The 26,641-nt window shown below is 49.2% G+C and carries 21 protein-coding genes; 2 read left to right on the top strand and 19 right to left on the bottom strand.

Annotated elements, in window-relative coordinates; genetic code table 11:
* Nucleotides 1-319: 319 nt before the first annotated feature.
* The 14 genes from CCY32_RS01000 to CCY32_RS00935 form a co-directional block, all read right to left on the bottom strand.
* Nucleotides 320-2,656: an MMPL family transporter gene (locus CCY32_RS01000; RefSeq protein ID WP_088328487.1), complete on the bottom strand. Its 2,337-nt coding sequence runs from the start codon at nucleotides 2,654-2,656 to the stop codon at nucleotides 320-322.
* 9 nt (nucleotides 2,657-2,665) lie between these two features.
* On the bottom strand, nucleotides 2,666-3,661 hold the full coding sequence (locus CCY32_RS00995; protein WP_088328486.1) for a YCF48-related protein: 996 nt from the start codon (nucleotides 3,659-3,661) through the stop codon (nucleotides 2,666-2,668).
* A 90-nt stretch (nucleotides 3,662-3,751) separates the two neighbouring features.
* Complete coding sequence (locus CCY32_RS00990) at nucleotides 3,752-5,116, bottom strand: DUF1329 domain-containing protein (RefSeq protein ID WP_088328485.1); 1,365 nt, start codon at nucleotides 5,114-5,116, stop codon at nucleotides 3,752-3,754.
* A gap of 13 nt (nucleotides 5,117-5,129) precedes the next feature.
* On the bottom strand, nucleotides 5,130-7,193 hold the full coding sequence (locus CCY32_RS00985; protein WP_088328484.1) for a DUF1302 domain-containing protein: 2,064 nt from the start codon (nucleotides 7,191-7,193) through the stop codon (nucleotides 5,130-5,132).
* Nucleotides 7,194-7,399: 206 nt separating this feature from the next.
* A complete protein-coding gene (locus CCY32_RS00980) occupies nucleotides 7,400-7,621 on the bottom strand; it encodes a DUF2835 family protein (protein ID WP_088328483.1) in 222 nt (73 codons plus the stop codon).
* A gap of 39 nt (nucleotides 7,622-7,660) precedes the next feature.
* Entirely contained in the window at nucleotides 7,661-10,240 is a 2,580-nt protein-coding gene (pepN, locus tag CCY32_RS00975) for an aminopeptidase N (RefSeq protein WP_088328482.1), read from the bottom strand.
* 69 nt (nucleotides 10,241-10,309) lie between these two features.
* The gene (gene nhaC, locus CCY32_RS00970; RefSeq protein WP_088328481.1) at nucleotides 10,310-11,770 is read right to left on the bottom strand and encodes a Na+/H+ antiporter NhaC; all 1,461 of its coding nucleotides are present in this window, start codon (nucleotides 11,768-11,770) and stop codon (nucleotides 10,310-10,312) included.
* A 91-nt stretch (nucleotides 11,771-11,861) separates the two neighbouring features.
* Nucleotides 11,862-13,193 (bottom strand): sodium-dependent transporter, encoded by a 1,332-nt coding sequence (locus tag CCY32_RS00965; protein ID WP_088328480.1) that lies wholly within the window; start codon nucleotides 13,191-13,193, stop codon nucleotides 11,862-11,864.
* A gap of 171 nt (nucleotides 13,194-13,364) precedes the next feature.
* On the bottom strand, nucleotides 13,365-15,404 hold the full coding sequence (gene prc / locus CCY32_RS00960; RefSeq protein ID WP_088328479.1) for a carboxy terminal-processing peptidase: 2,040 nt from the start codon (nucleotides 15,402-15,404) through the stop codon (nucleotides 13,365-13,367).
* Nucleotides 15,405-15,408: 4 nt separating this feature from the next.
* Entirely contained in the window at nucleotides 15,409-16,089 is a 681-nt protein-coding gene (gene proQ / locus CCY32_RS00955) for an RNA chaperone ProQ (protein ID WP_088328478.1), read from the bottom strand.
* Nucleotides 16,090-16,098: 9 nt separating this feature from the next.
* Entirely contained in the window at nucleotides 16,099-16,395 is a 297-nt protein-coding gene (locus tag CCY32_RS00950) for a hypothetical protein (protein WP_088328477.1), read from the bottom strand.
* The gene (locus CCY32_RS00945; RefSeq protein WP_088328476.1) at nucleotides 16,392-16,856 is read right to left on the bottom strand and encodes a GAF domain-containing protein; all 465 of its coding nucleotides are present in this window, start codon (nucleotides 16,854-16,856) and stop codon (nucleotides 16,392-16,394) included. Before CCY32_RS00945 ends, CCY32_RS00950 begins: the two co-directional genes overlap by 4 nt.
* A gap of 75 nt (nucleotides 16,857-16,931) precedes the next feature.
* Nucleotides 16,932-17,612, bottom strand: coding sequence for an SIMPL domain-containing protein (locus CCY32_RS00940; RefSeq protein ID WP_088328475.1), 681 nt, complete (start codon nucleotides 17,610-17,612; stop codon nucleotides 16,932-16,934).
* Nucleotides 17,613-17,717: 105 nt separating this feature from the next.
* Nucleotides 17,718-17,972 carry a DUF3862 domain-containing protein gene (locus tag CCY32_RS00935; protein WP_088328474.1) on the bottom strand — a complete coding sequence of 85 codons (255 nt, stop codon included), beginning with the start codon at nucleotides 17,970-17,972 and terminating at the stop codon, nucleotides 17,718-17,720.
* A 130-nt stretch (nucleotides 17,973-18,102) separates the two neighbouring features.
* Here CCY32_RS00935 and rsmF point away from each other — a divergent pair, with 130 nt between their 5' ends.
* Nucleotides 18,103-19,539, top strand: coding sequence for a 16S rRNA (cytosine(1407)-C(5))-methyltransferase RsmF (rsmF, locus tag CCY32_RS00930; RefSeq protein ID WP_088328473.1), 1,437 nt, complete (start codon nucleotides 18,103-18,105; stop codon nucleotides 19,537-19,539).
* A gap of 464 nt (nucleotides 19,540-20,003) precedes the next feature.
* Here rsmF and CCY32_RS00925 read toward each other — a convergent pair whose 3' ends face one another.
* The 5 genes from CCY32_RS00925 to CCY32_RS00905 form a co-directional block, all read right to left on the bottom strand.
* Nucleotides 20,004-20,531, bottom strand: a complete 528-nt coding sequence (locus tag CCY32_RS00925; RefSeq protein ID WP_088328472.1) for a gamma carbonic anhydrase family protein — start codon at nucleotides 20,529-20,531, stop codon at nucleotides 20,004-20,006.
* Nucleotides 20,531-21,394, bottom strand: a complete 864-nt coding sequence (gene tesB, locus CCY32_RS00920) for an acyl-CoA thioesterase II (protein WP_088328471.1) — start codon at nucleotides 21,392-21,394, stop codon at nucleotides 20,531-20,533. Before tesB ends, CCY32_RS00925 begins: the two co-directional genes overlap by 1 nt.
* A gap of 4 nt (nucleotides 21,395-21,398) precedes the next feature.
* Nucleotides 21,399-23,231 (bottom strand): protein kinase, encoded by a 1,833-nt coding sequence (locus CCY32_RS00915; RefSeq protein WP_088328470.1) that lies wholly within the window; start codon nucleotides 23,229-23,231, stop codon nucleotides 21,399-21,401.
* A gap of 5 nt (nucleotides 23,232-23,236) precedes the next feature.
* The gene (gene rlmJ, locus CCY32_RS00910) at nucleotides 23,237-24,079 is read right to left on the bottom strand and encodes a 23S rRNA (adenine(2030)-N(6))-methyltransferase RlmJ (RefSeq protein WP_088328469.1); all 843 of its coding nucleotides are present in this window, start codon (nucleotides 24,077-24,079) and stop codon (nucleotides 23,237-23,239) included.
* 86 nt (nucleotides 24,080-24,165) lie between these two features.
* Complete coding sequence (locus tag CCY32_RS00905) at nucleotides 24,166-25,446, bottom strand: amidohydrolase family protein (RefSeq protein WP_141096153.1); 1,281 nt, start codon at nucleotides 25,444-25,446, stop codon at nucleotides 24,166-24,168.
* 280 nt (nucleotides 25,447-25,726) lie between these two features.
* Here CCY32_RS00905 and CCY32_RS00900 point away from each other — a divergent pair, with 280 nt between their 5' ends.
* On the top strand, nucleotides 25,727-26,599 hold the full coding sequence (locus tag CCY32_RS00900; protein ID WP_210401663.1) for a DmsE family decaheme c-type cytochrome: 873 nt from the start codon (nucleotides 25,727-25,729) through the stop codon (nucleotides 26,597-26,599).
* Nucleotides 26,600-26,641 lie beyond the last annotated feature (42 nt).

The following is a 26,641-nucleotide window of genomic DNA, read 5'->3' as shown; positions in this document are numbered from 1 at the left end:
CGTACCGGCTTGGTGACATCAGCAGCTAAAGAACTGAGTTCTCTAGATTTTGAGCATATTCTCGCTGATTACTGCGGCCTTTGAAAGGCCCCAGACAAGGGAAAAAAAGCCGCTAAAAATAGATATGCACGGAGCCAGGATAAAAATAACCTTTAATGGGCTGTAAGGGGTTAAGTAACTTTTCAGCAAACTGTGCAGAATTTATAGATAAAGGCTGCTAAAAGCTTTAATTATGCAGGATCCAACCAATTACAAAAAAGCAAAAGCCCGGACAAAGTCGTTAGCTTCGCCGGGCTCTGTTGCATAAAAAAAATGTAAATTATTTTCGCACTTTTTTATCACTATTCTGTTTGTACCAGAACACCGATGCCAAAGCAGGCAATACGACAATGGCGCCGAGCATGTTCACCACAAACATAAAGGTCAGCAATATGCCCATATCCATCTGGAATTTAAGGCTCGAGAAGACCCAGGTGCTGACCCCTATCGCCAGGGTAATGCCAGTAAAGAGAACGGCACTGCCGCGCTCTTTGAGTGCATCAAAATAGGCCTGACGCACCGGAATACCATTCTTGAGCTGTTGGCTCATGGTCGACAGAATATAAATTCCATAGTCCACACCAATTCCCACGCCCAGGGCAATGACCGGTAACGTCGACACCGTCAGACCAATTTCAAGCCTGGTCATCAGCGCCTGCGCTAATACCGAAACGACGTACAACGGCACAACCACTGATAATGTTGCCCGCAGAGATCGGAAGCTGAGTAAGCACAGCAAAATCACCGCACCAAACACGTAGGCCATCATTGGGTTCTGAGCTGCTTGCACCGCTTCATTTGTTGCCGCCATCACCCCTACCGGACCCGACGCGAGTTTGAACTGTAAATCCTCCCGCTCATATTGCTGACGGTATTCTTTCACCGCATCCACAACACGATTGATGGTCTCGGCTTTATGATCCTCCATAAACAGGATCACCGGCATCACTGAGCAATCACCGTTCAAAAGGCCCGATGATGTGTCCACGCGGGAAATGGCCTGCACCATGGTTTGCTGGTTCCTGGGCAGAATTCGCCACTTAGGATTGCCCTCGTTATAGCCGGCATTAATCAGCTTGGCGACCGAGGCCAGACTAACCGTGGATTGAACGCCCGGCACATTTTCCATTTTCCACTGGAACTCATCGATATCACTCATAATCTGATGCGATGTACAGGCCGAAGGCGTGGTTTCCACAAGTACAGACAGATAATCTACGCTGATGGCATACTTGTCGGTAATCAGGAAGGTATCCTGGTTGTATCGGGAGTCTTCATGCAACGCCGGTGCGCCGGCATGCAGATCACCTATTTTCATTTTACTCGACTGATGCCAGCCAAAGGCAAATAACACGGCCACCAGAACCAGTATGACTTTCGCTACATTGGGGCTGGAGCATTTGGAAATCGCTTCCCAGAAATGGTCTGAACGTTTCTCTTTATTGGCAAACTTGGCTTTATATTTATCACCCAGTTTGACATAAGACATCAGTACCGGTAGCAGAATCAGGTTTGTCAGAATGATCACTGCCACACCCAAACTCGCCGTTATTGCCAGCTCTCTGATGATGCCGATGTCTATTACCAGCAACGTCATAAAGCCTACGGTATCAGACAATAAGGCAACGCCACCTGGGATCAATAAGGTCCTGAACGCCATCTGAGCGCCGGCCTTCGCCGTGTGCCCCATGACCACCTGTTTGCCCACAGAATTGATCATCTGCACGCCATGACTGACACCGATAGCAAAGACCAGAAACGGTACCAGAATCGACATGGGATCCAGGCCAAAACCTAGTAGTGTGACCAATCCCATCTGCCAGATAACAGCAATAATAGAACAGGCCAACGGCAATACAGTCAGCAGTAACGACTTACAAAAGAAGTACACCATGATGGCGGTAATGGCGATGGCGATAGCAAAAAACAGTAAGACGTCTTTAGCTCCATCTGCCACGTCGCCTACCATTTTGGCGAAGCCAATAATGTGAATACTGATTTCGTCGTCCTGAAATTTACCGCGCAACTGCTGCTCAAGATCTTCTGCAAAGGCCAGAGTGTCCAGCTGTTCGCCGGTTTGCGGATCCAATTCAAGCAACTGTGCACTGACCATCGCACATTGGAAATCATCAGAAACCATACGTCCGACGATGCCGGCTTTACTGATATTCTGAGAAACCAGCTCCAGACCACGTGGATCAGAAGCGGAGAAATCAGCAGGAATCACGGGGCCACCAGAGAACCCCTCTTCCACCACTTCCGTAAACCGGGTTGATGCACTATACAGTGACTTCACCTGAGAACGATCGACTCCGGGTATGAAAAACAACTGGTCATGAACGTTTTTGAGGCGATTAAAAAACGTCTCATTGAAAATATCAGAGTCTCTGTCACACACCGATACCAGAATATTATTTGCCCCACCAAAGTTCTTCTGGTGCTTCATGTAATTCTTCATATAGGTGTGATTCAGGGGGATATTTTTGGTAAACGCTGCATCCAAACGCAGGTTGGTAGCCTGTAACAATAAATAGCCGCTGAACAGGGCAAAAAGTGCAATAACCCAGCCCCGGTGCCTGAAGATAACTAACTCTAAAAAATCTATCAGTTTTGTCATAATTGCACTCTACTTCTGCAGTTCTTGAATACCGGCTTCGGATACCACCAGGACTTTATCATTGAAAGACAAACCGCTGACCAGCGCTTCTTCATCGTCAGTTTGTTCTACCCGAAGAGTATCTTCGAGCCACAGATAGTAGCCTTTATTGGCGACGATTAGCGGTGCCTGACCCGCCACACTGATAATGGAATTGAGTGTCGAACTGATACCGGTATCAATTTCCTGCCACTGCTCATCTGCGTATTCGAATAAATTACCGCGTAATCCAGCGGCCAGTATTCGCCCTTCTTCGGTTTGCTGAACATCAAAAAAGGAGCCAAAGTAATCCACGTCCATACGCTGCCAATTACGGCCCTGATCTTCACTGATGGCCAGGGTCCCGGCCTCTCCTGCCAACAACAACCGGTCACCTGCCACGGAAACCCGATTAAGATGGGGCAAGATGGCTTCCATCTCACTCTGATAAAATTCCATATTTTCTTCTTTCAGTGACTCAAGATACTCCACATCCATCTCATTGAGCAGCGAAACGTGGGCTTCCTTATTCCATGTCTGTCCGCCATCTTCGGTGCGGTAAAACAGGCCATAGGCACCGATTGCAATACCATGTTGGTCGTCAAAAAAGAGGACGTCCATCAGCGGCTTTTGTAACTCCGGAACGAAATTCTGAATCTGCCAGTTATTACCCCCGTCATTGCTGTACAAAATGACCGCATCATGTCCTACCGCCCAGATGTGATCATCGCGCGCAAAAACCGCGGTCAGTGTTGCCGTAATGGGTACCTGTTTTTGTTGCCAGTTCTTGCCGTCCTCCGACATCAGCACATGGCCGCGCTCTCCCACGGCGATGAGTTGCTGTTTATTACCAACGCGGCTGATATCCAGTAACAGGGATTTTGACGCCAGCGGCGCCTGAAAGGAAGCTTGAGGGGTCACGTCAGCGAGTACACTGGCAGTGAACGTGAGCACGGCGGAAAACAAAGGCAATATGTTTTTTTTCATAGAATTTCGCACAGTTGAAGAGCCAAAACAAAAACGGCTGGCGATGCCAACCGTTTTATACCATTCCCATACAGAGATTGGTAATCTCAGTTATCTTATACCTGAACGGCGCAAGGCCTGAGGTGTAAAATCACCGTCTTGTGGCTCGATAGTGAAATCATACATCTGGGTTTCATTATCCAGACCCAAAGCCAGGTAACGGCGAGAGTTCAGATCATGATACACATCCAGTGTAGACCATAGCGCAGGCACTTCGTAATAGTTTACCGCATAGGCCATGGCCACACGATACAACTCGTTACGGTTGTCATACATATCCGCCACCAGAATCTGCCAGCTGTCCTCATCAATGTAGAAGACCCGTTTCTGATAAATATGACGGTATTCTTCTTTCAGGTTAGCTTCGACCACCCAGACCCGGTGTTTTTCATAGCGCGTCAGGTCAGGATTAATATGACCGGGCTTCAATACATCACTATAAGAGACTTTGTCACTATGTAGTTTGTAGTTATTGTACGGCACATACAGTTCTTGCTTGCCCTTTAGCGTCCAGTTGTAACGATCTGGTGCGCCATTGAACATATCAAAATCATCAGTGGTTCTTAAACCATCTGCCGCAGTGCCCGGCGCATCATAGGCGATATTGGGCGCTTTGCGCACACGCCGTTGCCCCGTGTTGTAGGTCCATGCCTGACGTGGCTCACGTACCTGATCCATGGTTTCATGAACAAGCAGTGCGGTACCAGCAAGCCGTGCTGGCTCTGTGATACTCTGCTTGAACTTCATCAGCACGTTTTCTTCAACCAGCTTCTCCGGCGTCACGCCCTGCTCAGAATACTTGATCATCAGGATGTCATCGAAACCAATGATGTTGTAGTCCCCTGCCGCAGTAGGCGCAGCCTGGCCACCGTAACGCTGAATCGCTTCACCGCGATAGCGCAATATGTGGTTCCATATCGCTTCCAGGCCGTTTTGTGGAATAGGGAAAGGGATCCCCATAGCGGCATTCTTTATACCATTACCACCTTTAACCAACTCTGCTCTGGTTGCATTTTCTTTGGTCGCTTCATAGACAAACTCAGGTGCAGAAGCACTGCGACGGGTTTCATATACCGGAATTCTGAAGGTACTAGGATAGGTTTCAAATAACTTCTTCTGCCCTTCAGAAAGCAGCGATGCATGTTCTGCCATATTCGCCGCAGTGATCTCAAACAGCACCTTATCATCAGGATAGGGATCCGGATGATGGTCACCCACAGAATAACCCGCTGGCGGTTCTGTTATACCACCGTCCCACGCCGGAATGCTTCCATCCGCATTGGCAGACTTTTCGCCGCCCAGGGGCGTCAGTTCTGTACCTAATTTTGCCGCTTCTGCTTCTGAGACCTTAGCCTGGACCAAGGTTGAGCTCAGCACCAGACTTAATGCTGTTGCGACTAGGGTTAACTTTTTCATTTGCTACTACTCCCTAGATTGAATATTTGATGTTAAAGGATACGAAGTCCCGATCAGACAGCGAGTTCGTTGTACCTACGCCACCCCAGAAGGAATTCAATGAGAAACTTGCCGACCACTTACTCAGGTAGTCAAAGTCCAGTGAAATACTGGAAGACTTTCTGTCCTCAACAAACAGGAACAAGGGGTCTGGTGTGATGCCATCTACGTCATGGGCAAATGTTGCCCTGACTGACATATTGACGCCAGAGAACACGTTGTTGTAATCCGCCTTCGCCAGCAGTCGATAACCCCAGGCATCATCGGTCGGAAACGGATTGGTTTCAGGACCGTTTGACAGACCGGTGTGCAGGCCTTCTTTACCCGGTATAGGACCACTTCTGGACGTGCCCGGACCATTCAGACGTAGCAGCTCAGGATCAGGCATATCATGCACATTAACATAACCGACTTCACCCAGCACGACCAGGTTATCTGTACCCAAGACCGGGCCGAATAAGTGTGTGGCTGTCAATTGAATCTGTGTTGTGTCTGAGAATACCGCGCCTGGGGCAGTTTCACCGGGTCCTACTGTATAACCCAGATAATCATCAAGTTGTGAAATGCCGGCCAGGTCTGGACGCAGCCCCGCATTGGCCAGCTGCTGAGGCATACCGGCATACAACAGTTCCACATCATCAATCTGAAGGGGCTCATCCTGTCGATAGGCCACTTCACCGGCAAGCGCTGTTTCCCCTATCTGGGTATTAAAACTGATGCCGTAAAGCTTAATGTCTTCAGGGTATTCAAACTCAGCTTTGGTAAAGCCACGTAAGTTAGTGATGTTGTCTTTTGTAATTTGGTTTGCTGCAAGGTACGCCAGGTCGGCACCAATACCTGCCTGGGTGAAGTCAGACGCAATACCGGAAATCAGCGGACGCTGACTGTGGTAATTAATGTGATAGAAACCAAATTCAGTATCATTCAGCGCTTCGGAATAATACGACAATTTAATACCGTATTGTCCCTGGTCATCCGCATCGTTGTGCGCCTCATCGCTGTATCCGCGCACCGCAACTTTTGTTGGAAACGCCAGATATGCCTGAGAAATCATGCTGGCATCGGCCCCGGCCCGAAGACCATCACCCAACCCATTGAGACTCATCAGCAAAAAGTCCAAATCGATATCCGGATTACCCGTAAAGCCTAACTGTACGTTTGATGCCTGACCGCCCTCACCGGCAAAATCATTGGTGGCGAAATAGCTCCCTGCTTGTGGCAGACGACTCTTCTCCCACTCGTACTGGTAGTAAATGGACATACCCAGGTTTGTGGTCAGGCCAAACTGAGCGTAGACCATTCCGACAGGAATAAAGACTTCCTTGAGTTCCGCACCCGGTGCCTGAGCACGGGATACGTCAACCGGATTGATGGTATTAATACCATGCTGGATGAAGGTACTTTCCCCCCAGCTGACCACCTGATTACCGATCCGCAACGAAACGGGTACATCGCCCATGTAAAAATCATAATAGAAAAACGCATCTAACAAGCGGAAATCGCGACACAGCTCATCTTTGGCTTCCGGGTCGCTACAGGGATCATAAGGCTCGTTGAAACCAGCCTGGGCTGAGACGGGGTTTTTCCATGCTCTATCGCCATCCATGAGTTCAAAATCATAGAAATACATGGCCCGGGCGAAAAAGCCCATGTCTTTGTAGGTGATACTCAGGTCATGTGAACCCTTAAATTGCGTTGAAAAGGATTCCCATGGATCAAAGTTGAGATTGCCATTGTCACCGTTGGTGGAATAAGCGCCGTCACTCTGACCCCAGATATCGGCCGAGGAATAAACCAAGTTGGTAGTACCGTTATATCCGGTCCAGTCAAATTTAGGATGATTACTGTTACCAATCAGACTGAAATCCCGCTCCTCTATCCGGTAACTTGCACCGAACGAGAAATTGGAATCTAAGCTAATTGACACATCACCGACATCCCAGCTCGCCGCCATAGCAGGAGCCAGAGCTCCTCCAAGTAATGCTGCGATGCCAATTGCTATTGGTGTTTTGTTAAATTTGCGCGGCCTGTTATTCATTTTTTATTCTCCCCTGAGCCTGCAACCATGTGTTTTTGTGTCCCGTTGCAGATGCTTTTGCCTCGGTATCCGGCGCCATTGCTGGACAATTAACAAAATGATTACATCATTTTAGTCCATTAGCAAGAACAAATCGTACCAGTTGAGCCTAGTTGCTTTTCTTATGATATTCAATGGCTTGCTGGTGAATTTTCCAGCTTTTAAAATCAGGATACGGACTCAAATGAAAGAATCTTGTTATTTTGATTAGTAATTAAGCGAAAACGCCCGCGTATTCCATATTGACCAATAAACGGGCGCAAATTGCTTGCTGGAATGCGAATTCGTTGCCCGGACTCTGCGGTAACCACAGCATAGGTAGTGCGGCCCGTATACAAGTCCTGGCATTGTTCGTAATTTAAATGAATACGAAAAAAATAGGTTTTCATCGATTCATATCCACAGGAGTGGAGGCAGTGACTCCGAAGCTACAAGGCTTTTTGCACTTTTTCATACAGGTCACGGCTCAGATTCTTGTGTTCAAAAAGCCTCAGTAACTGCAACCGGATTTTCTGCTGCCTGTCCTCGTCGAGTTTAGCGTATTGTAACATTGGCGTGATCAACCTTGCTGCCACCTGCGAATTCACCCCATCGAGCTCCAGCAGATAGTCCGTCAAAAAACGATAGCCGCTACCATCACGACGGTGGAAGCCCGCGGTATTATAAAATGCAAAGGTCCCCATGACTGATCTGACCCGGTTTGGATTATTAACGTTATATCTGCCATGACAAAGCAGCAACTGCAGTGTGCTGAGGCATGCTTCATGCTGTCGCCCGGCGTGCAGCGAAAACCATTTATCCATAACCAGAGGATCGTCCTGCCATTTGTTTTCAAAATCCTGCATCAGGGTATCAAACAGGGGCAGGTTCTGCGTTTGACAGGCTTTTAACACCGCCAGTGAATCGGTCATATTATCGCTGTGTTGATAGATGCTCTGCAGCATCTGCGCAGTATCATCATCTTTCACCGCTGCGATATAACCTAACGTCACGCCCGCCAGCCGACGGCGCTCAACCTGACCTTGCTCATAGGCATAGCCTGGATTAGACAGCGAGGCATATAAGCTTCTCCACTGTTGTGCAAACACAGCGCCTAGGTGCGCGTTTAATTTCCCCCTGGCCTGCAGAAGTCCATCTACATCTATCTGCTCTCGTTGCTGAGAGAGTGTTTCAAAGCTGGGCAATTCAAGCATTTCTGCTATCAGTGCTGGCTCAGACAAAGCCTGTCTGAGCAAACCGGCGAACAGTGAATCAATGTATTTCGGTATGGTCTGCTCGTGAGCCTGCTTTGCCATATCAAATAGCGCATCACTGACCAGCTTCTGGCTCGCATCCCAACGCGCGACAGGATCACTGGCATACAGTACTACCGCCATCTGCTCTTCCAGTGAGGCCTGATAGTCCAGTCTGGCCGGTGCAGAAAAGCCCGTCAGTGCAGCGATGGCTGATTCACACTGCACGCCTTCTATGGTCACGCTGTGCTGGCCTGACGTGAGCGGTATGACCCGACTGATACGCTCTCCTTTGCCTGAAAGAGGAATGATTTCTATACCGACAGGAATATGCAGTGATTGTTTATGGGGCTGGTCCGCTGTCGGCGGCGTATATTGCGTCATGTTCAGAGTCAGCGTCTTTTTCGCCTTATCCCAGTGACTCGTCAGTCCCACTACGGGGGTGCCTGATTGACTGTACCAACGCCGGAACAAACTCAAATCGGCATGATTGGCATCTGCCATCGCCTGCACAAAATCATCGCAGGTAACGGCCTGGCCGTCATGACGGGAAATATAACAATCCATTCCTTTTCTAAAGCCCGCCTCCCCTAATATCCTGTGCAGCATACGAATCACCTCGGCGCCTTTGTCGTAGACAGTTACCGAGTAAAAGTTATTCATTTCCACAACTTCAGCAGGGCGGATGGGGTGCGCCATGGGTCCACTGTCTTCTGCAAACTGATGCTCTCGCATCACTTTTACCTGATTGATTCTGACGATAGCATCACTGGCCATGTCTGCGCTGAATTGCTGATCTCTGAAAACCGTTAACCCTTCTTTCAGGCTCAACTGGAACCAGTCCCGACAGGTTATGCGGTTGCCGGTCCAGTTGTGAAAATACTCATGGGCGATGACGGACTCTATATTAAAATAATCCTGGTCTGTGGCGGACGCCGCATCAGCCAGTACATATTTGCTGTTGAAAACGTTCAGGCCCTTGTTTTCCATCGCGCCCATATTGAAAAAGTCCACAGCGACAATCATGTATCGGTCCAGATCATATTCCAGACCATACTTCTGCTCATCCCAGGCCATGGCTTTTTTAAGTGATGCCAATGCGTGATGACCGCGTTCGCTGTTACCTTTATCCACAAAGAGCTGCAGTTTAACTACCTTAGCGGATTGCGTGGTAAAGCTGTCTTCCAGCAAATCAAAATCACCCGCAACCAGTGCAAATAAATAACAGGGTTTGGGAAAGGGATCTTCCCATACAGCCCAGTGGCGCCCCTTTGTTGTCTCTCCACTATCCACCAGATTGCCATTCGCCAGCAAATAAGGACAGGTCTTCTTGTCGGCTGTCAGCTTGACGCGATAACGGGCCATGACATCAGGACGATCCAGGAAATACGTGATTCTTCGAAAACCTTGCGCCTCACATTGTGTGCAAAACGCGCCACCGGATTTATACAACCCCTCCAGCGCATGGTTATCAATGGGATTGATATCGGTAACGATCTTAAGTTCAAACCTATCCGGCACGTCAGCGAGGGTGATCCCGTGCTCAGATACGGCGACGTCCGTTTCTTGTCCATCGACCCAGACACCTATCAATGTCAGATTCTTACCGTCGAGTTGCAGGTCCCGGCAGCTCTGCTGCACCCGCTCCACCTGGCTTGTCGCTGTGACACGGGTTTGCTGGTCTGCTAAGTCAAACTCCAGATAGATATCCGTGATGCGAAACGCACAGGGCTGATAATCGGCAAGTTTCATTGCGGTTGGCTGATTTGAAGACATGACAACTCCTGGCACAGATGAGCGGTGGCCCTAAGGCCACCGAGAATTGAGTATGCGGTTTACAGTCTATCAGGCCTTAGCTGGTTCTGACGAGGGTACAGGTATACGTAAAATCTTAATGCCGAGATAAGCATAGATGATCGCCAGTACAGGATTGATAAGATTGAAAAACGCGAAAAAGATGTACTCCAGTGGGCTGACCATCAGCACACTATGCATGTAGGCGCCACAGGTATTCCAAGGGATAAGCGGTGACGTCAGTGTCCCTCCATCTTCGAGACTGCGTGACAGATTTAACTGGTGCAGCCCTCGTTTGGCAAATTCTTCTTTGTACATGCGACCAGGCATGACAATAGACATATACTGGTCAGCGGTAATCAGATTGGTACCCAGGCACGTGGCCATGGTTCGCGTGACCATCCCACCGGCCGTCGTCGCCCCTTGCAGAAACACGGTGACAACCCGCTTCAGAAGCCCGGTTTTTTCTACCACCGCACCAAAAGACATGGCACAAATAATCAGCCAGATGGTATTGAGCATACTCGACATACCGCCGCCGCTGAGCAGGTCATTCAGATCACTGTTCCCCGTCTCCAGGCTGACCCCGTTAAACAGACTTGTCCAGACCACCGTCACTGACGCCAACCAGCCTTCACGTCCCTGTTGGGCCAGGCTTTGCACCACGTCAGGCTGAAACCATACGGCCCATAATCCGCCGAGCAGCGCACCAATGGACACGGTGGGAAACGCAGGAACCTTGCGAATAGCCAACGTCAGTAACACAATCAGCGGTACCAACAATACCGGACTGAGTTCAAAATTGGCCTCGAGCAGGCGCTGCATTTTGTCAATTTTTTCCAGTGAAGCCTGACCGGAGGCATTGAGGCCGACTATCACAAATAGCAAAACCGCCAGCACAAAGCTGGGGATCGTCGTCCACAGCATATAGCGAATATGTTCAAATAATTCGGTTCCGGCTACCGCAGGTGCCAGGTTGGTGGTTTCAGACAAGGGTGAGATCTTGTCACCAAAATAAGCACCAGAAACAATCGCACCGGCAGTGACGGCTTCGGACATGCCCATGCCATTAGCGACGCCAATCAGCGCCACACCAACTGTCGCCGCCGTCGTCCAGGAGCTGCCTATGCTCATCGCCACGATGGCGCAAATAATACACGTGGCGGCATAAAAGAAGGACGGATCGAGAAGTTTCAATCCATAATAGATAAGCATCGGCACGGTCCCTGATAGTAACCAGGTGCCAATCAGTGCGCCGACTGACAATAAAATCAGCACCGCACCCAATGACAATGAGATACCGTGAACAATCCCTTCTTCTATTTCATGCCATTTATAACCATTTTTAAGCCCGATAATGGCCGCCACGCCCATCGCCAGCAATAAAGCGATCTGATTTGGGCCATAAGACGAGTCATCGGCAAACAGAATCACCGAAGAGCTTAAAAGCAAAACCAATACGGCAATAGGGATCAATGCATCAAGCATTGAGGGTTGTCTTCGGTCAGACATCAGTGGCTCCTAGTATTATTGTTATTCTCACGACCGATTATAGATCCGCCACAGACCGTTAGCGCTCTGTTCAGCGGGCTTACCCAAGGCCTTAAAAAGACCGATAGAACATCAGTATAATAATGACCGGACAGACAAAACGCACGTACCAGGGCCAGATCTTCCAAAATAAGCCCTGCTCGGCAGCCGCGTCACTGTAACGCAGCTCTTTGAGAATCTCGTTGCGCTTCCACACCCACCCCGCAAATATACATAACATCAGGCCCAGCAATGGCTGACTGTATTGGGTGGTTGCCGCGATAACCAATCCGAACAACGACTCAAAATTAAGTGCAATCACGGTACTGCAGACAAACACCACAGCGGCGATTAACCATACCGCCGGTCCTCGCTTCATGCCGCGACTTTCAACCACATAGGCTACGGGGACTTCCAGCATGGAAATAGACGAGGTAACGGCGGCGATCGTCATCAGAATAAAAAAGGAAAGGGCCACCAGGTTACCTGCCGACCCCATGGTATCAAACAAAGCAGGTAAAACCGTGAAGATAAGGGTGTCCCCTGCGATCAGCTCTCCGGATTCTGAGAAAATCTCTACACCGTTGTGTAAAGCGACATACATGGCAGGAATAATCAGCAATCCAGCAAGAATCGCAACGGCTATATCCACCAGAGCCACCGAAGCGCCGAGGCTTGGCAGTTTTTCTTTGCGACTGACATAAGAGCCATAAACTAGCATCGTGCCCACACCCAGCGACATGGAAAAGAACGCCTGTCCCATGGCGCTGATAAGCAGATCTGGGTTCAGTACTTTGGAAAAGTCCGGAAGCAAATAGACTTTGAGTCCCTGCATCGCACCATCCAGTGTCATCACGTAGGCAATCAGCAACAGCACAATTAAAAATAACGTGGGCATAAGACGGACAGACCATTTCTCAATACCCTTACTGACTCCGCCGGTCACAATCAGTGCTGTCAATAAGACAAATAGCGCACAAAATATAAGGTTGCGGCTATCCGAGAAACTGGTAAGCCATTGAGACACCCCTTGCCAAGCAAAAATACTGCTCAGGGCCTGCAATCCATATGCGATCATCCAACCCGCCACAATGGCATAAAAAGCAAGAATCAGGGAAACCGTAACGCAGCCCCAAATTCCTGTGGCCTTACCTATGACACTACCGGAAATTTTTCCGAGGGCGTCCACCATATTGGACTGCGTGGCTCTGCCAATGAGCAGCTCAGCCATCAAGACCGGGTATGCCAAAACAAACGCGAGCAGGATGTACATGAGTACAAATGCTGCGCCTCCGTTACTGGCCACCTGAGTCGGAAAGCCCCAGATATTACCCAACCCTACAGCCGATCCCGCAGCCGCCAGCACAAACCCTAATCGGGAAGAAAACTCTCCTCTTGCACTCATTTTTTTACCCTGTTTTTTTGTTATTTTTAGGTCGGGAACGATCCTGACTGATTGCTCCTGTCACGCTGTTGTGACGGATAGTTATTTTTCACGCACATCTGACTGGATTGTGCTGCACATAAAAACAAGGCCATGTAACGATACATGGCCCCGACATCTGTGACTCAACGATTACAACGTTTTGATGGCATACTTGCCTGTGCTCACCACATCAAAGGTAATCGCAGCCGCCTCATTGAGGAAGGGATCAATTTCTTCCAGGTCTTCGGGTAAGTCATCCAGATTTTCAACCGGCTCCTTACCAAGACGTGCGAGGCGCTCATTGGCCCGTTGCAAAGCTTTTTGCTCCTGCTCGGCTTTTTCCTGCTTGCGCTCAGACTCTACAAGAGAAATAAACTTCTCTTCTTTATTACGACGATACTCTTCAATATCCTCATAAATATAGGCAAATTCAGGATCTTGCTGGACGCGCTGTTTATGCTTTTCTTCCACTTTCTGCACCGCATCGGCGGTGTCACCGAAGGTCGTATAATGGGCGCGAACGATACTGTCCCAGGGCAGCGCATTTTCTTCTTTACTTTCGCCCCAGTCCTGAGGATCGATTGGAGATGGCAACATGATATCCGGCACAACGCCTTTGTGCTGAGTACTCCCACCATTAATCCGGTAGAACTTAGCAATGGTAAACTGTACGCTACCCAGCGGATTATCATACAAATCGTAAATACGACCAAGACCGCGATGTTGTTGCACGGTACCCTTACCGAACGTTTGCTCGCCCACGATTAAGGCGCGACCATAATCCTGCATGGCAGCGGCAAATATCTCTGACGCAGAGGCACTGTATCTGTCCACCAATACGGTCAGTGGTCCTTCGTAAAATACCAGACCATCAGTGTCTCGTTCTTCACGAATGCGCCCCGCTCCGTCGCGGATTTGCACCACTGGTCCTTTATCGATAAATAAGCCGGATAACAGGGTGGCCTCACTCAATGAGCCGCCACCGTTTCCACGTAAATCTATAATCAGTCCCTGTACGCCCTGCTCTTTCAGGCTTTCGATTTCAGTACGCACATCCTGATGGAGTTTATTGTAAAAAGACGGAATCGTAATGACACCGAGCTTTTCACCCATATTTGGACCTTGATCAGGAACATAGACTTCAGATTTAGCGGCACGGTCCTCAAGTTTAATTTTGTCACGAGTGAGACTTACGACCGACGGCGCACCGCTGTCTACCGAACCTTTTAAAACCTGGAGTCTGACCACACTGCCCTTGGGCCCTTTGATCAGCTCAACGACTTCATCCAGTCGCCAGCCCACCACATCGACGAACTCGTCTTCATCCTGCGCAACACCCACAATTTTATCTTCTGGTTTAATTTGCTTTGACAAATCGGCCGGACCACCGGGCACGATTGAGCGGATAACGGTATGATCATCTTCCGACTGCAAGACCGCACCGATCCCTTCAAAAGACAAATCCATCTCCATCTGGAAGCGCTCTGCATTTCGGGGGGAGAGATAACTGGTATGTGCCTCAACACTGCGGGCAAAGGAGTTCATCACCGCCTGAAACACATCCTCGCTCTGGGTCTGTGTCAGCCGTTTGATGGCTCTGTTGTAACGTTTTTCCAATAGCTCCTGAATACCCTCCCAGTCTTTACCGGCGAGCTTCAGGTTTAGTGCGTCATACTTTACGCGCTGACGCCATAATTCGTTTAATTGCGCCTCATCTACAGGCCATTGCGCGTCTTCACGGTCATAGTGAAAGGCGTCGCCTTCTTTTTCAAAATCAAAAGGCTCCTGTAAGAGGGTCAATGCATACTCATAGCGCTCAGCGCGACGCTTTATATTGAGTTGATACATTTCGTAGGCCGGCCCCAGGTTTCCTCGCTGCAGCGCATCATCAAAACTGTTTCTGTGTCTCTCAAGCTTTTCAACATCGGATGCCAGAAACACGTTTTTGTTTGAATCCAGCCCCTGCAAATAACGATCAAAAATCTTTGACGACATCTGGTCATCCAGTTCAACATTTTTGTAATGTGCTCTGGTGAAAAGAGACGCTACGCGTTTTGACGCAACCGCGTGCTGTGATTCCTGCTGCAGCTCTGGCAACTCATCAATACTGTCAGTAGCTGATACAGCAACCGCCTGCCCGCTAAGGGCAAGAATAGCTGTTGCAATGGAAACCCGGAGTGCATAATTCATATTGTTACCTCTTAGGAGGAGCTAACCTCAGCGTGTCGGCAGGGACTTTAACTACCATACCGGTACTTAGCTGTACGTGAACCCCTTCCTTAGCTATTTCACTGATGGTGCCTTCGACAGGCACTTTCCCAAGTTTAACGGTGACATGTGTTCCAGCGATCAGATCACTCTCACTCAGTTTAGCAGGGGGGGGTCTTTTTATTGGTTTAGCAGAACCGTCTTTAGTTCCCTTGGCAACGTGATTTCCCGCTTTTTCTGGCTTACTGCCCTGACCGTGCCTGGCTTTTGAGGGTTTTTTCGCGCCGTTAGGGGCTTTTGCAGATTTCTCCCGCTGCTCTTTACGACGCTGCGCCGCCTTTTCTTTACTGGCGGCCAATTGCTCTTTGGCGTGGGCAGCATGTTCCTCGTCAATGACCGCATCTTCCTTACCATCAAGATCCACCCGGTGTGCACCCGCGATCACGGCATGTAAATAACGCCAGCTGTTGGTGTAATGACGTAAGGAGGTGCGCAGCAATGTCTTACTGATGCGCTCATCATCCGCCAGGCGCTCAGCAAGATCCTGAAAAATACCTATTTTAAGGGGCTTCGCCTCACCCTGAGTACTAAAGCAGGCAGGATAGGTGTCAGCCAAAAAAGCGATCACTTCTTTGCTGTTTGAAAACTTCTGTTGTGGGTTATCCATTCAATTGTTCTAATGGTCTGTGTGTGCTTCAGGGTGCTCATCATCCCAAGTTGCCAGTAGTTGGTCAACCCAGTCATGCAGCTCATGCTCTTCTATATCCAATAAATACTGATCCTCATACCAATTTTCCCAGATATGCTGGAGCATTAATTCCAGTTGATGAGTATCTATATCTTCTTCCACTCTGGCATAAAGATAATGCAAAAACTCATTCAACTTATCACTGGCTTCTTCGGCTTGCTCCTCCCAGAACTCCATGTCAGCGGGGGTAGCTAGTACCACATGTATATCCACCATATGCTTCAAGACAAGCTCTCCTGTAGCACAGTAACCAGGGCCTGTAATCCGTCCAGATCCTCCTGATCAAAGCGTTCAACCAGCGGACTATCAATATCCAGCACACCCGCCAGATTTCCTTGTAAATAGAAGGGAATCACAACCTCAGCATTAGAGGCACTGTCACATGCGATATGACCTTCAAACTGATGCACATCAGCTACCAGTTGTGGTTTGCCCAGCTTCGCTGCAGTGCCGCATACTCCCCGTCCCATAGGAATTCTGACACAGGCTGGTTTGCCCTGAAATGGGCCCAGCACCAATTCGTCATCTTTAAAGAGATAAAATCCCGCCCAGTTAATTTGCGGTAATCTCATCCACAATAAGGCACTCAAATTTGCCAAATTAGCGATTAAATCCGGTTCGCCCTCGATCAGGGCACGCCCTTGCTGGACAATTTCCGCGTATAACTGTGATTTTTCTAACGACATATTGATTACTGCTACTTGTTATTATCGGATAACCTAAACCCTGACGCTGCCGACAGGGTTAACAGGTATCCTGCTTTAATTAATTAACTCAAACTGCACTTCGACTCTGGCATTGATGTCCTGCTCGCCCGGCATGCTGGCGCCGCGCTGCACTTTCATCATCGACTCGGCCATCATCGGCGCCGGACGGTATTGCGACATTTCGTTGATACTTGTCACCTTACCCACTTTTACACCGGCCGCTGCGGCGAGCTTCTCAGCCCTCTGCTGAGCGTCCTGTATCGCCAGTTCCAGAGCACCGAGATAGAGTGTGCGGGGATCATCAAAGCCATATTCAAAGCCATCCATCCGGGTGGCGCCCAACTTGAACACTGCGTCGAGCACTTTATCGTACAACTTTAATGCTCGCAGACTAACGCTGACCGTGCGTGACAACACAAATCCCTTTTGCTCGGTCATGCCGTTACGATGTTCGTACCAGGGTTGCAGTTGAACCTGCATGGATGCGATATCCCGCTGTTCTACTCCCTGTTCTGTCAAACTGGCGACAATTCGTTCTGTCTTGTCCGTAAGACTATCGTTGAGCTTGCGGATAACCTGCCCACGTTCCTCTATATACAAATTGAAATGAAAAAGATCAGGAACCTTACTGACACTGGCCTGCCCCACAACCCGTATGGTTGTATCAGAAACTGGCTGGGCTGCAACTGAAGTGCTAAAGATCAGCAACGCTAAGATAGTGAAAAAGACTCTCATTATGTTCTCCCGGTTAGCGACGTTGTAATGTTTTCAATGGAGTCATTCTCCTGCGCCCTACCTTAACCCATGATGAATTGTTGCTGATCTCTTCATGAAGTGTGTTTACTCAGGCATCAGTCCTTTGTGATCAAAATAGACTGCCGCATCGCTGACGAAATTCACTTTGATATATTTTTCGTCACTGCCCCAGATACACTGCGTATTGGCCAGTTTTTCTTCACAGCGGTCGGCTTCACCCAATACCTGTTTTACTTCGGCATAAGACATGCCAGCCTTAATCTGGTCATAAGATTCCATGTTCACTTTTGAACAGCCAGCCAGGGTTACCAACAATGCACCGATTAACCATTTTTTCATCTTTTTTCCTTGAGGTTGTTATGCTCAACGCAGTTTACCCTACTCAATACAGTGCCACCAAGTGCCTCAGATGTTTAATTTTGTCACATCGGTATAATGCCCCCATGCTCAACTTTGCCATCGCACCCTAATGCCCTCACCCTATATTCCACAAGCCTTTATCGATTACATTGCGTCGCAGCTGCCGCCACATCATTCACTGGAGACTTTTCTTCAGACATGTCAGCGTCCCTTACGAAAAAGTATCAGGGTTAATACACTGTTTACTGAGGTGGAGGACTTTTACAGAAAAATGACTGCCAGGGGCTGGAAGCTCAGCCCAATTCCCTGGTGCCAGCAGGGCTTTTGGGTGGAACGTCCAGCGGAGCAGGAAACCGTGCAGCCTCTGGGTAGCACACCGGAACATCTGGCTGGCCAGTTCTATATTCAGGAGGCCAGCTCCATGCTCCCTGCAGAGATATTATTCGGTAACGCGTTACCGCAAACGGTACTAGACATGGCCGCCGCACCAGGCTCTAAAACCACCCAAATCGCTGCACTGATGCAGAACAAGGGGTTGCTGGTAGCCAATGAATTGTCCGCCAGCAGGATTAAAACTCTTGCCGCCGCCATACAGCGCCTGGGCGTTAACAATACCGCATTGAGCCATTTTGATGCAGAGGTGTTCGGGGAGTGGCTACCGGAGAGCTTTGACGGGGTCTTGCTGGATGCACCTTGTGGCGGTGAAGGAACCATCAGAAAAGATCCTGATGCGCTCAGAAACTGGTCTGAAGCATCAATAGCAACACTGAGCTCAGTACAGAGAAACCTGATTGACAGCGCTTTTAAAGCACTGAAACCCGGTGGCTATCTGGTTTACTCCACCTGTACCCTGAACCAACAGGAGAATCAGGCCGTGTGCCAGTATTTGCTGGAACGCTATCAGGACGCTGTGGAAATCTCTCCCCTAGAGCAGGCTTTTAGTGGGGCTGAGAAGATCACTACTGAGCAGGGCTTCCTTCATGTGTGGCCCCAGGTATACGACACCGAGGGGTTCTTCGTGGCGAGACTGAAAAAAGTCCGCAGCCTGAATCTGCCTGCTGCCAACGCCAGAAAAGCAAAACTGCCCTATGTACCCGCAACCCGTAAGCAACGCCAGCAATTTTGCACGTATCTTAGTGACCAGTTTGGCACAGAACTGGACGACACCGCCCAAATCTATGTACGAGACAGGGAATACTGGCTATTTCCTGACCAGATTGCGCCTTTTCTGACTCAATTTCGTTTTCAGCGAATCGGGGTAAGACTGGCCACTGAGCATAAATCCGGCTACCGCCTGTCTCATGATGGCGCCTTGTGTTTAGGTCGGCACATGACCCGACAAGTGTTAGCACTGGATACCGCTCAGTTACGTGCGTTTTATCAGGGGAAAGATCTTTTTATGCCAACGCCACCGCCACAAGGCGAAGTCATTCTTACCTGGCAAGGTTCGGCGATAGGTGTAGGAAAAGGTCTTGGAAGCAAACTTAAAAACCTGCTTCCCAGAGAGTTGGTGCGAGATAAACTGAGTGACTGGAATCATGCATAGAGAATTGCTCTGACCGGCAGAAGCTGAATGGGTGTCACTTCTGTCCCAACTTACATGTGATGTCCTTTTTTGCGCAGCCCGCAGAGCTGGCTATTATGCCTGTTGTTAAGCTATGGGAAAAGCTGGGACAATCTTGTGGATAAGCTCTGCAGAAGCTGTGCCTTACGCCCCGGAAATCACCTGAAATTGATCTATATGTTGTTGTTTTATATAACGAATATATTTATATTCGAAATTTGTTTAAAAAACACTCAGGCTTGTTCTACAATTAGAGTCCGGCTGAAACAGCGGTATCTGAATTTTCCGTTTTCCATGCCTTAAAAGTTAGCGCACGGCTCATTTATGAGCCATTCCCCTAAGCCCAAGACCCTCCCCGGGTTCTTGGGCCTTTTTTTGTCTATGGCAATGTATTTTTCGCGCTTCACACCGTCCGCTCGCGACATTGAGTATGTGGGCCGCGTAGATCAGTCAGGTTCTACAGGGTTGAGTGACTGACTGAATCGTTCGGCATTTTGCACATAATGGCTCGCAGAGGCCTCTAGCATTTTGCACTGTTCATCGTTTAACTGACGTATGACTTTGGCCGGACTCCCCACCACCAGACTACGATCGGGAATCTCCATGTTTTCGGTGATCAGGGCATTGGCCCCAATCAGGCAGTGCTTACCGATACGCGCGCCGTTGAGTATCACCGCATTAATGCCGATTAAACTAAAATCACCGATAACACACCCGTGCAACATGGCTTTGTGACCAACTGTCACGCCCTCTCCCAAGGTTAAGGGAACACCTTCATCGGTATGCAGCACCGCACCATCCTGAACATTGCTCGTCTTGCCTATCAGGATCGGATGATTGTCCGCACGAATAACCGCATTAAACCAAACCGAGGACTGTGCGCCGAGTTTTACCTCACCAATAATGCGTGCACCCGGCGCAATATAGACGCCATCGTGTAATTCAGGTTTGTTAGCATTTAATTCGTATAACATTATTTATCCACCTTGCGCATAAGTCCTTCCTGCATGGTTGATGCGACCAACTCGCCCTGGCGATTAAAGATCTGGCCTCGGGCAAATCCTCTGGAGCCTCCTGAAAAGGGGCTTTCCATACAATAAAGTAACCAGTCGTCAAACCGGAAAGGACGATGAAACCACATGGCATGATCAATCGTAGCCATACGGATATTAGGATGCATGATAGACATGCCATGGGGTTGCAGTGCGGTCACCAAAAAGTAATAGTCTGACGCATAGGTCAAAGTCGTTTGATGAATATTCACGTCATCGCCAAGTGCTTCGACACTTTTCATCCACACATTACGGGTCGGCGGTGCAACCTGGGGTTTCATAGGATTGATGGCCTGCACGGTGCGCATATCCACCGGACGATGATAGGCCAGCTTTTCCACCATGTTCGGTGGCAGTTTATCCAGCACGTTCTCATAGAATCGAATGTCTGGCTCCAGACTCTCTGGGTCCGGCACATCAGGCATATCGGCATGCTGATGGGTCAGCCCTTCCTCCTGCACCTGAAATGAGGCCGTCATATAGAAAATCGTTCTGCCGTTCTGAATTGCCTTGACCCTGCGGGTACAAAAACTGCGACCATCGCGAATGAATTCCACGTCATACACGACCGGCTGATGTGCATCACCAGGCAATAAGAAATAGCAATGCATTGAATGGGCAGTACGATCCTCTTCTACCGTCCGTTGAGCTGCGGCCAGGGCCTGCCCCATTACCTGGCCACCAAATAAGGCCCGAAAGCCCAGATCCCAGCTCAAACCGCGATATAACCCCTTTTCCAGGCGTTCCAATGTCAGTAATTCAGTCAGTTTTACAGAGTTTTTCATTACGTCAGGTTCTCACTTCCAGTGGATTCCGAGGGTAAAATTTGTCTGGCAGACACGCCATGTGTTCAAAAAAGCGGGTGTCTTTATAGGGTAATTTCATAAAACCAGATATTCCTACCCCTTCAATTTGAGGTATATGCACAATTAGGCGCGTTAACAAGCTCTGGAATCGGTCTTCTTTACTGTGATCTAAGAGAGTGTAATAGCTATGAACTTTTAAATGGGTTTCCAGCGCCTCAAATATAATACACCCGGTATGATGAATCTCATTCAGCTCACTGAGCACCGATAATATGGATTCTGGTAGTTTGAGCAGTTCATCCGGATCATCCCCGTCCTCAAAATAGGAATGCATGCGACTTTGTGCTTCCTCAACGGAAATACGGCTTACCTCATAAGGAATAGCCATATCCGGCTCGGGTATAAAGGCTTCATGAATACCACCACGCTCCAGATGCAAGGTATCCCGTGCATTGAACATACAACTTTTGAATACCCCTACACGATGTATGGCCCGTGCCAGTGTGACCACATTATTTACCGACACCTCAAAGGAATACTTCATGCTGGGATCGTGCAGGTTGAGGCTTGAATCAATATAAATCCCCTCCGGATGCCAGCGCACGGCCAAACCACCCACAACCGGGTACCTTCCCAGCCGACTCACTGCCGAGATAAATGCCTTTTCGGTTTGTCCCATGCCTTGCATATAGTTCTTATAATATCGCTCAAACTGCTCGTCATTAAGATAGCGCAGCTCATCTTCTACTGATTCGGCACGCAAAAATGACTTTCTCGAGCTGTACACCACCGTATCAATGGGTTTGTCACTCTGATGGGTCCAGCAAGGAATCACCGCTTGATGCTCCGGGCTATGGTTGTCCGTAAACACCAGGTTTTGCAGGTATCGGGCATTGTTCATAAAGTAATCCCCACCTTCACGACGGGTTCTGGCATCATCACTGAGCATGGCCGTCAGAGTATGCGCCAGCTCCTGAGGTAATCCCAATGAGTTGGGCGTGATAACCTGAGTACCAAAGCGACAGGATTGGCCAGATGCCAGTGCATACAGCGTACTGGCCACACCCTGTTCATCAAAACGGGGACTGGAGAGGGCACCGTTTAATTGTTCTTCGCCAATAAAATACACATCACCTAATCTGGCATTGGTCTGCTGCAGGTCGCTGGACATCAGATCCATCACATTACTGCCCACATATTGGCCCTGTGCATCCACCTGCGCATACACGCAGGAACCCCAATCAATCAGCGCGATTTGTTCGCCATCGGCATCAAAGACCAGGTTAGAAGGCTTAATGTCACCGTGTACGATGGGTTTACCCTGCCCCTGGTGTTGATGCTGTCGCAGATGCCAAAGTAGCTGTGCCAGTTGTACCGCTATTCTCACAATTAGGCGGGGAGATAAAGGCCCTTGTTGCAAAGAAACTTGCTCTAAATCCCGCCCCTTCGCCCGTTCCATGACCAGGATAGCCTGCTTTTTAATACGCTGAAATTCCTCCAATTGAGGAATCTGGGGATGATCCACCTGGCTCAGCATGTAGGCTTCCTCTTCGAGCCTGTCCTGCACATGTTGCGGCAAATTAATGCGTGAGAACTTGAATACCAATTCCTGTTTGCGCTCATTGATGCCAGCAAAAGCGAAACCAAATGCCCCTTTGCCGATCAGCTCAATATTGCTGTAACCCAGCAGTTCCAATTGTTCTATACATAAGTTGATCCAATCTTTAAGCTTTTGCGCGTCCTGATGAGACAACAGATAGATAGACTGTTCATCGGGAATATAGAAGTGCTTAAGACGGGAATCTGGTACTGACATCAATACTAATCCTGCTGGGCCAACCAGCTAACTTTAAAATCACCTGCACCACCCTGCCCGAGCGCCTGTGTAAGCTCTGGCAGCAATGACGCCACTTGCTGGTCAAACTGCCAGGGTGGATTGATAATCAGCATTCCCGAGCCGTACATACCCAACTCTTCATCCTGTGGCAAGACACTGAGCTGTATATCCAGCACCGAACTATAAGGGCCTCTGCCTATGGCCTCAATCATCCCCTGACTACGATCCCGCTTTTTAGCTAAAAGAGGATACCAGATTGCATAAATGCCGGTCTGCCAGCGTCTGTAGGCCTTGGCAAGGGTGTCGGGTAATACCTGATAATCGGTTTCGAGTTCATAGGAGGGATCGATCAAGACCATGCCACGCGCCGGTTTGGGCGGCGTAATGGCGACCAAGCCTTCAAAACCATCCCGGTGGTGCACTTTTACCCGTTTCTGGTGCTTGAAATTAAGGGCAAGTTGCTGCACTTCGTTATTGTGCCACTCCATCAGTTGCAGGCTATCCTGTGCCCGGCACAGCCTTCGGGCAATTTCAGGAGAGCCCGGGTAACGATTTTGCTTTCGATACTGTTCGACCAATTTCAAATAAGCGCGAATATGAGGATTGTGGCAGGCCGCATCGGTTAAGGCATCAATACCTGCCTGATACTCAGCTGTTTTCTGTGCCGATTCGGAGGTTAAATCATAGAGCCCGGCGCCGGCATGGGTGTCGATATACACAAAGGCCTTATCTTTGTTGCAGAGTTTTTCCAGCAACAACATCTGACACAGGTGTTTGAGCACATCGGCATGATTGCCAGCATGAAAGGCATGACGGTAACTGAACAAGGGACGATTCCAATGATATTTTATCTGACAACAGTTTAAGGGATTTCCACTCTGCTGGCACGCCGGTCTTTGCTTTCTGGTAAGGGCTATTTGTCAGCGTTGATAATGACACCGCCTTTAATGACCACGTTTACCTCCTCAAGTGTCCGTATATCTTCCAAAGGGTTGCCGCTGACGGCGACGATATCAGCCAGCATCCCGGCTTTGATTTGCCCTCTGTCAGAGACACCCAGTAAGTCTGCTGCATTGATGGTGGCGCTCTGAATAGCGTGTAAAGGACTCATTCCCCGTTTGACCATAGCGTAAAACTCCAGACGGGCATCTTTATGTTCCATCACACCGGCATCGCTCCCCAGAGCAATATTCAGGTTATGCTTAAGTGCCAGCCTGAAACTGTTTTCCACATGAGGTTTTAGGAATTCATTCTTTTTAACGGTCCAGCTAGGTGTTTCAGGAGGCAGTGGCAGATCATTTAAGTGTATTGTAGGCACATAATAGGTGCCTCTTTCTTTCATTTCCCGAATAATGTCCGGCGTCAGCATTGAGCCATGTTCAATGGAGGCTACACCGGCTTTGACTGCTGCCATGATACCTTCACTACCATGGGCATGGGCCATGACCCGAAGTCCGTGGCGGGCACTTTCCTCAACAATGATCTGCAATTCCTCATCGGAGTACTGTTGTGCCCCGGGACTATCGCCTTTGGAAAAAACCCCCGCCGTCGCACAGACCTTAATCACCCTGACACCGTGTTTTGCCTGATAACGGATAGCCTTCAACAGTTCGGCCTTACCATCAGCGATACCCTGTTTCGGGCCCAGTTCCTGGATACCGGGGGCAAACCCGGTGATGTCACAGTGCCCACCGGTAATCGAGATGTAGTGGCCAGCCGGAAACATTCTTGGCCCAACTATGTCTCCTCTTTCGATAGCCCGCATCAGGGCGATATCGGAAAAACCGGGAAAGCCACCGGCATCCCTGATGGTGGTAAAACCTGCGTCCAGCATTTGTCGGCTAAAGGTCACACCATGTAAAGCCCAGTCAGCCGGCGTTTCCATTACCGGTGCCGTCGTCCAGTGATCGTCACTGAAGAAATCGATGGTGACATGACTATGCATGTCCATCAGACCTGGTAAAAGTGTCATGCCCTCAAGCCTGACATGACGGCTGTTTGGAGGAACATACCCGGGGTTAATCTCAGCAATCAGACCATTGTTAATCACGATGACTGCAGGTGAAATCAGCTCCCCCTGAACCACATCCAGATAGCGTTCGGCCGTTATGACCAGTGGTGTTGCTACCACAACTGCGCTGTTAGCAATAAAAATCAGCATTAGCGCAAAACTAAAATATCTAAGCTGTTGCACGGCAATCCTCTTATCTTTGAAATCCTGACTACCAGGTAAGGTAGCAGCTGCTTAACATAATCTACATAGCAACGGATAGATAGCCACTATCCCCAAAGACATTTCAAGTTGATGTAGCTCAAAAAACAATTCGTCTTGCCAACAGATAAGAAATTTCTGTACTAGTATGCTTTGGGGAACTTCAATTGACAGGAAATCAATGAAAATACTCAGCAAGGGCACATCAAAATTGTGGCTGGCAGGCTGGTTTATAACTTTCACCCTAGTCTCCGGCCGTTTAATGGCTAGCGAAACAACAGAGGCTGAGCAGGAGTATATGTCAGACGATCCCAGGCTGTGTCTGATGTGCCATGGTGCTGACAGTAACCATCCAGCCGAGAGTGTGATGCACGGTGTGCATGGACAATCCTCATCTGAAAACGCCCCTTTCTCGACCAATCAGCAGGGTTGCCAGAGCTGTCATGGCCCAAGTGCTGCTCATTTAAAGTTGGTGGAGGGTGTACGTCCGCCGCCTGCGATCGTTTTTAATTCAGAGCAGCCTGCTCATCAGCGCGACGGGGTTTGTTTAGATTGTCATCAGGATACCGCAGGGCATTATTGGGCCGGCAGTGCTCACGAGTTTAGTCAGCAGGGCTGTACCAGCTGCCACACCATTCACCAGAGTGATGGCGCGATGAAAAGGTTTTTGCAACTTAACAATCAGTGTATGGACTGCCATCAGCGCCAGCGTGCTCAGATAATGCGTCCCTCCAGCCATCCGCTGCGCTCAGGCCAGATGAACTGCATCGATTGTCATTCGCCCCATGGTGGACCGGGACCTGCCGAATTAAAGGCCTTCACCCTGAATGAACAATGCCTGAATTGCCATGCTGAGAAACGCGGTCCCTTTTTATGGGAACATGCGCCGGTAACCGAAGACTGTAGCAGTTGCCATACGCCCCATGGCTCCAATCACAATGCGTTACTCAATACGCGTACGCCGTTTCTGTGTCAGCAATGTCATCAGGCCGCCTTTCATCCGAGCAATCAGGAAAGCGGATTGGGCATCCCGCCAAGAGGCGCGTCCTCTAATTTACTGGGTAAAGACTGCATGAATTGTCATGCTCAGGTACACGGCAGCAACCATCCGTCCGGCTCGGGTCTGACCCGCTAAGGCATGCCGATGGCCCTTTGTACCTCCAGAACGCTTCCTACA

Source organism: Lacimicrobium sp. SS2-24, assembly GCF_002201535.1.
Lineage (GTDB): Bacteria > Pseudomonadota > Gammaproteobacteria > Enterobacterales > Alteromonadaceae > Lacimicrobium.
The sequence above is the reverse complement of the archived record's forward strand: the minus strand, read 5'-3'. Positions and strand labels throughout refer to the sequence as shown.

Coding starts and splice junctions, on each gene's coding strand:
- CCY32_RS01000 (WP_088328487.1), bottom strand. CDS start 2,656: ATGACAAAACTGATAGATTTTTTAGAGTTAGTTATCTTCAGGCACCGG.
- prc (WP_088328479.1), bottom strand. CDS start 15,404: ATGAATTATGCACTCCGGGTTTCCATTGCAACAGCTATTCTTGCCCTT.
- CCY32_RS00990 (WP_088328485.1), bottom strand. CDS start 5,116: ATGAAAAAGTTAACCCTAGTCGCAACAGCATTAAGTCTGGTGCTGAGC.
- CCY32_RS00900 (WP_210401663.1), top strand. CDS start 25,727: ATGGCTAGCGAAACAACAGAGGCTGAGCAGGAGTATATGTCAGACGAT.
- CCY32_RS00995 (WP_088328486.1), bottom strand. CDS start 3,661: ATGAAAAAAAACATATTGCCTTTGTTTTCCGCCGTGCTCACGTTCACT.
- tesB (WP_088328471.1), bottom strand. CDS start 21,394: ATGAAAAACTCTGTAAAACTGACTGAATTACTGACATTGGAACGCCTG.
- CCY32_RS00935 (WP_088328474.1), bottom strand. CDS start 17,972: ATGAAAAAATGGTTAATCGGTGCATTGTTGGTAACCCTGGCTGGCTGT.
- CCY32_RS00925 (WP_088328472.1), bottom strand. CDS start 20,531: ATGTTATACGAATTAAATGCTAACAAACCTGAATTACACGATGGCGTC.
- CCY32_RS00915 (WP_088328470.1), bottom strand. CDS start 23,231: ATGTCAGTACCAGATTCCCGTCTTAAGCACTTCTATATTCCCGATGAA.
- proQ (WP_088328478.1), bottom strand. CDS start 16,089: ATGGATAACCCACAACAGAAGTTTTCAAACAGCAAAGAAGTGATCGCT.
- CCY32_RS00985 (WP_088328484.1), bottom strand. CDS start 7,193: ATGAATAACAGGCCGCGCAAATTTAACAAAACACCAATAGCAATTGGC.
- rsmF (WP_088328473.1), top strand. CDS start 18,103: ATGCCCTCACCCTATATTCCACAAGCCTTTATCGATTACATTGCGTCG.
- CCY32_RS00945 (WP_088328476.1), bottom strand. CDS start 16,856: ATGTCGTTAGAAAAATCACAGTTATACGCGGAAATTGTCCAGCAAGGG.
- pepN (WP_088328482.1), bottom strand. CDS start 10,240: ATGTCTTCAAATCAGCCAACCGCAATGAAACTTGCCGATTATCAGCCC.
- CCY32_RS00965 (WP_088328480.1), bottom strand. CDS start 13,193: ATGAGTGCAAGAGGAGAGTTTTCTTCCCGATTAGGGTTTGTGCTGGCG.
- nhaC (WP_088328481.1), bottom strand. CDS start 11,770: ATGTCTGACCGAAGACAACCCTCAATGCTTGATGCATTGATCCCTATT.
- CCY32_RS00980 (WP_088328483.1), bottom strand. CDS start 7,621: ATGAAAACCTATTTTTTTCGTATTCATTTAAATTACGAACAATGCCAG.
- CCY32_RS00940 (WP_088328475.1), bottom strand. CDS start 17,612: ATGAGAGTCTTTTTCACTATCTTAGCGTTGCTGATCTTTAGCACTTCA.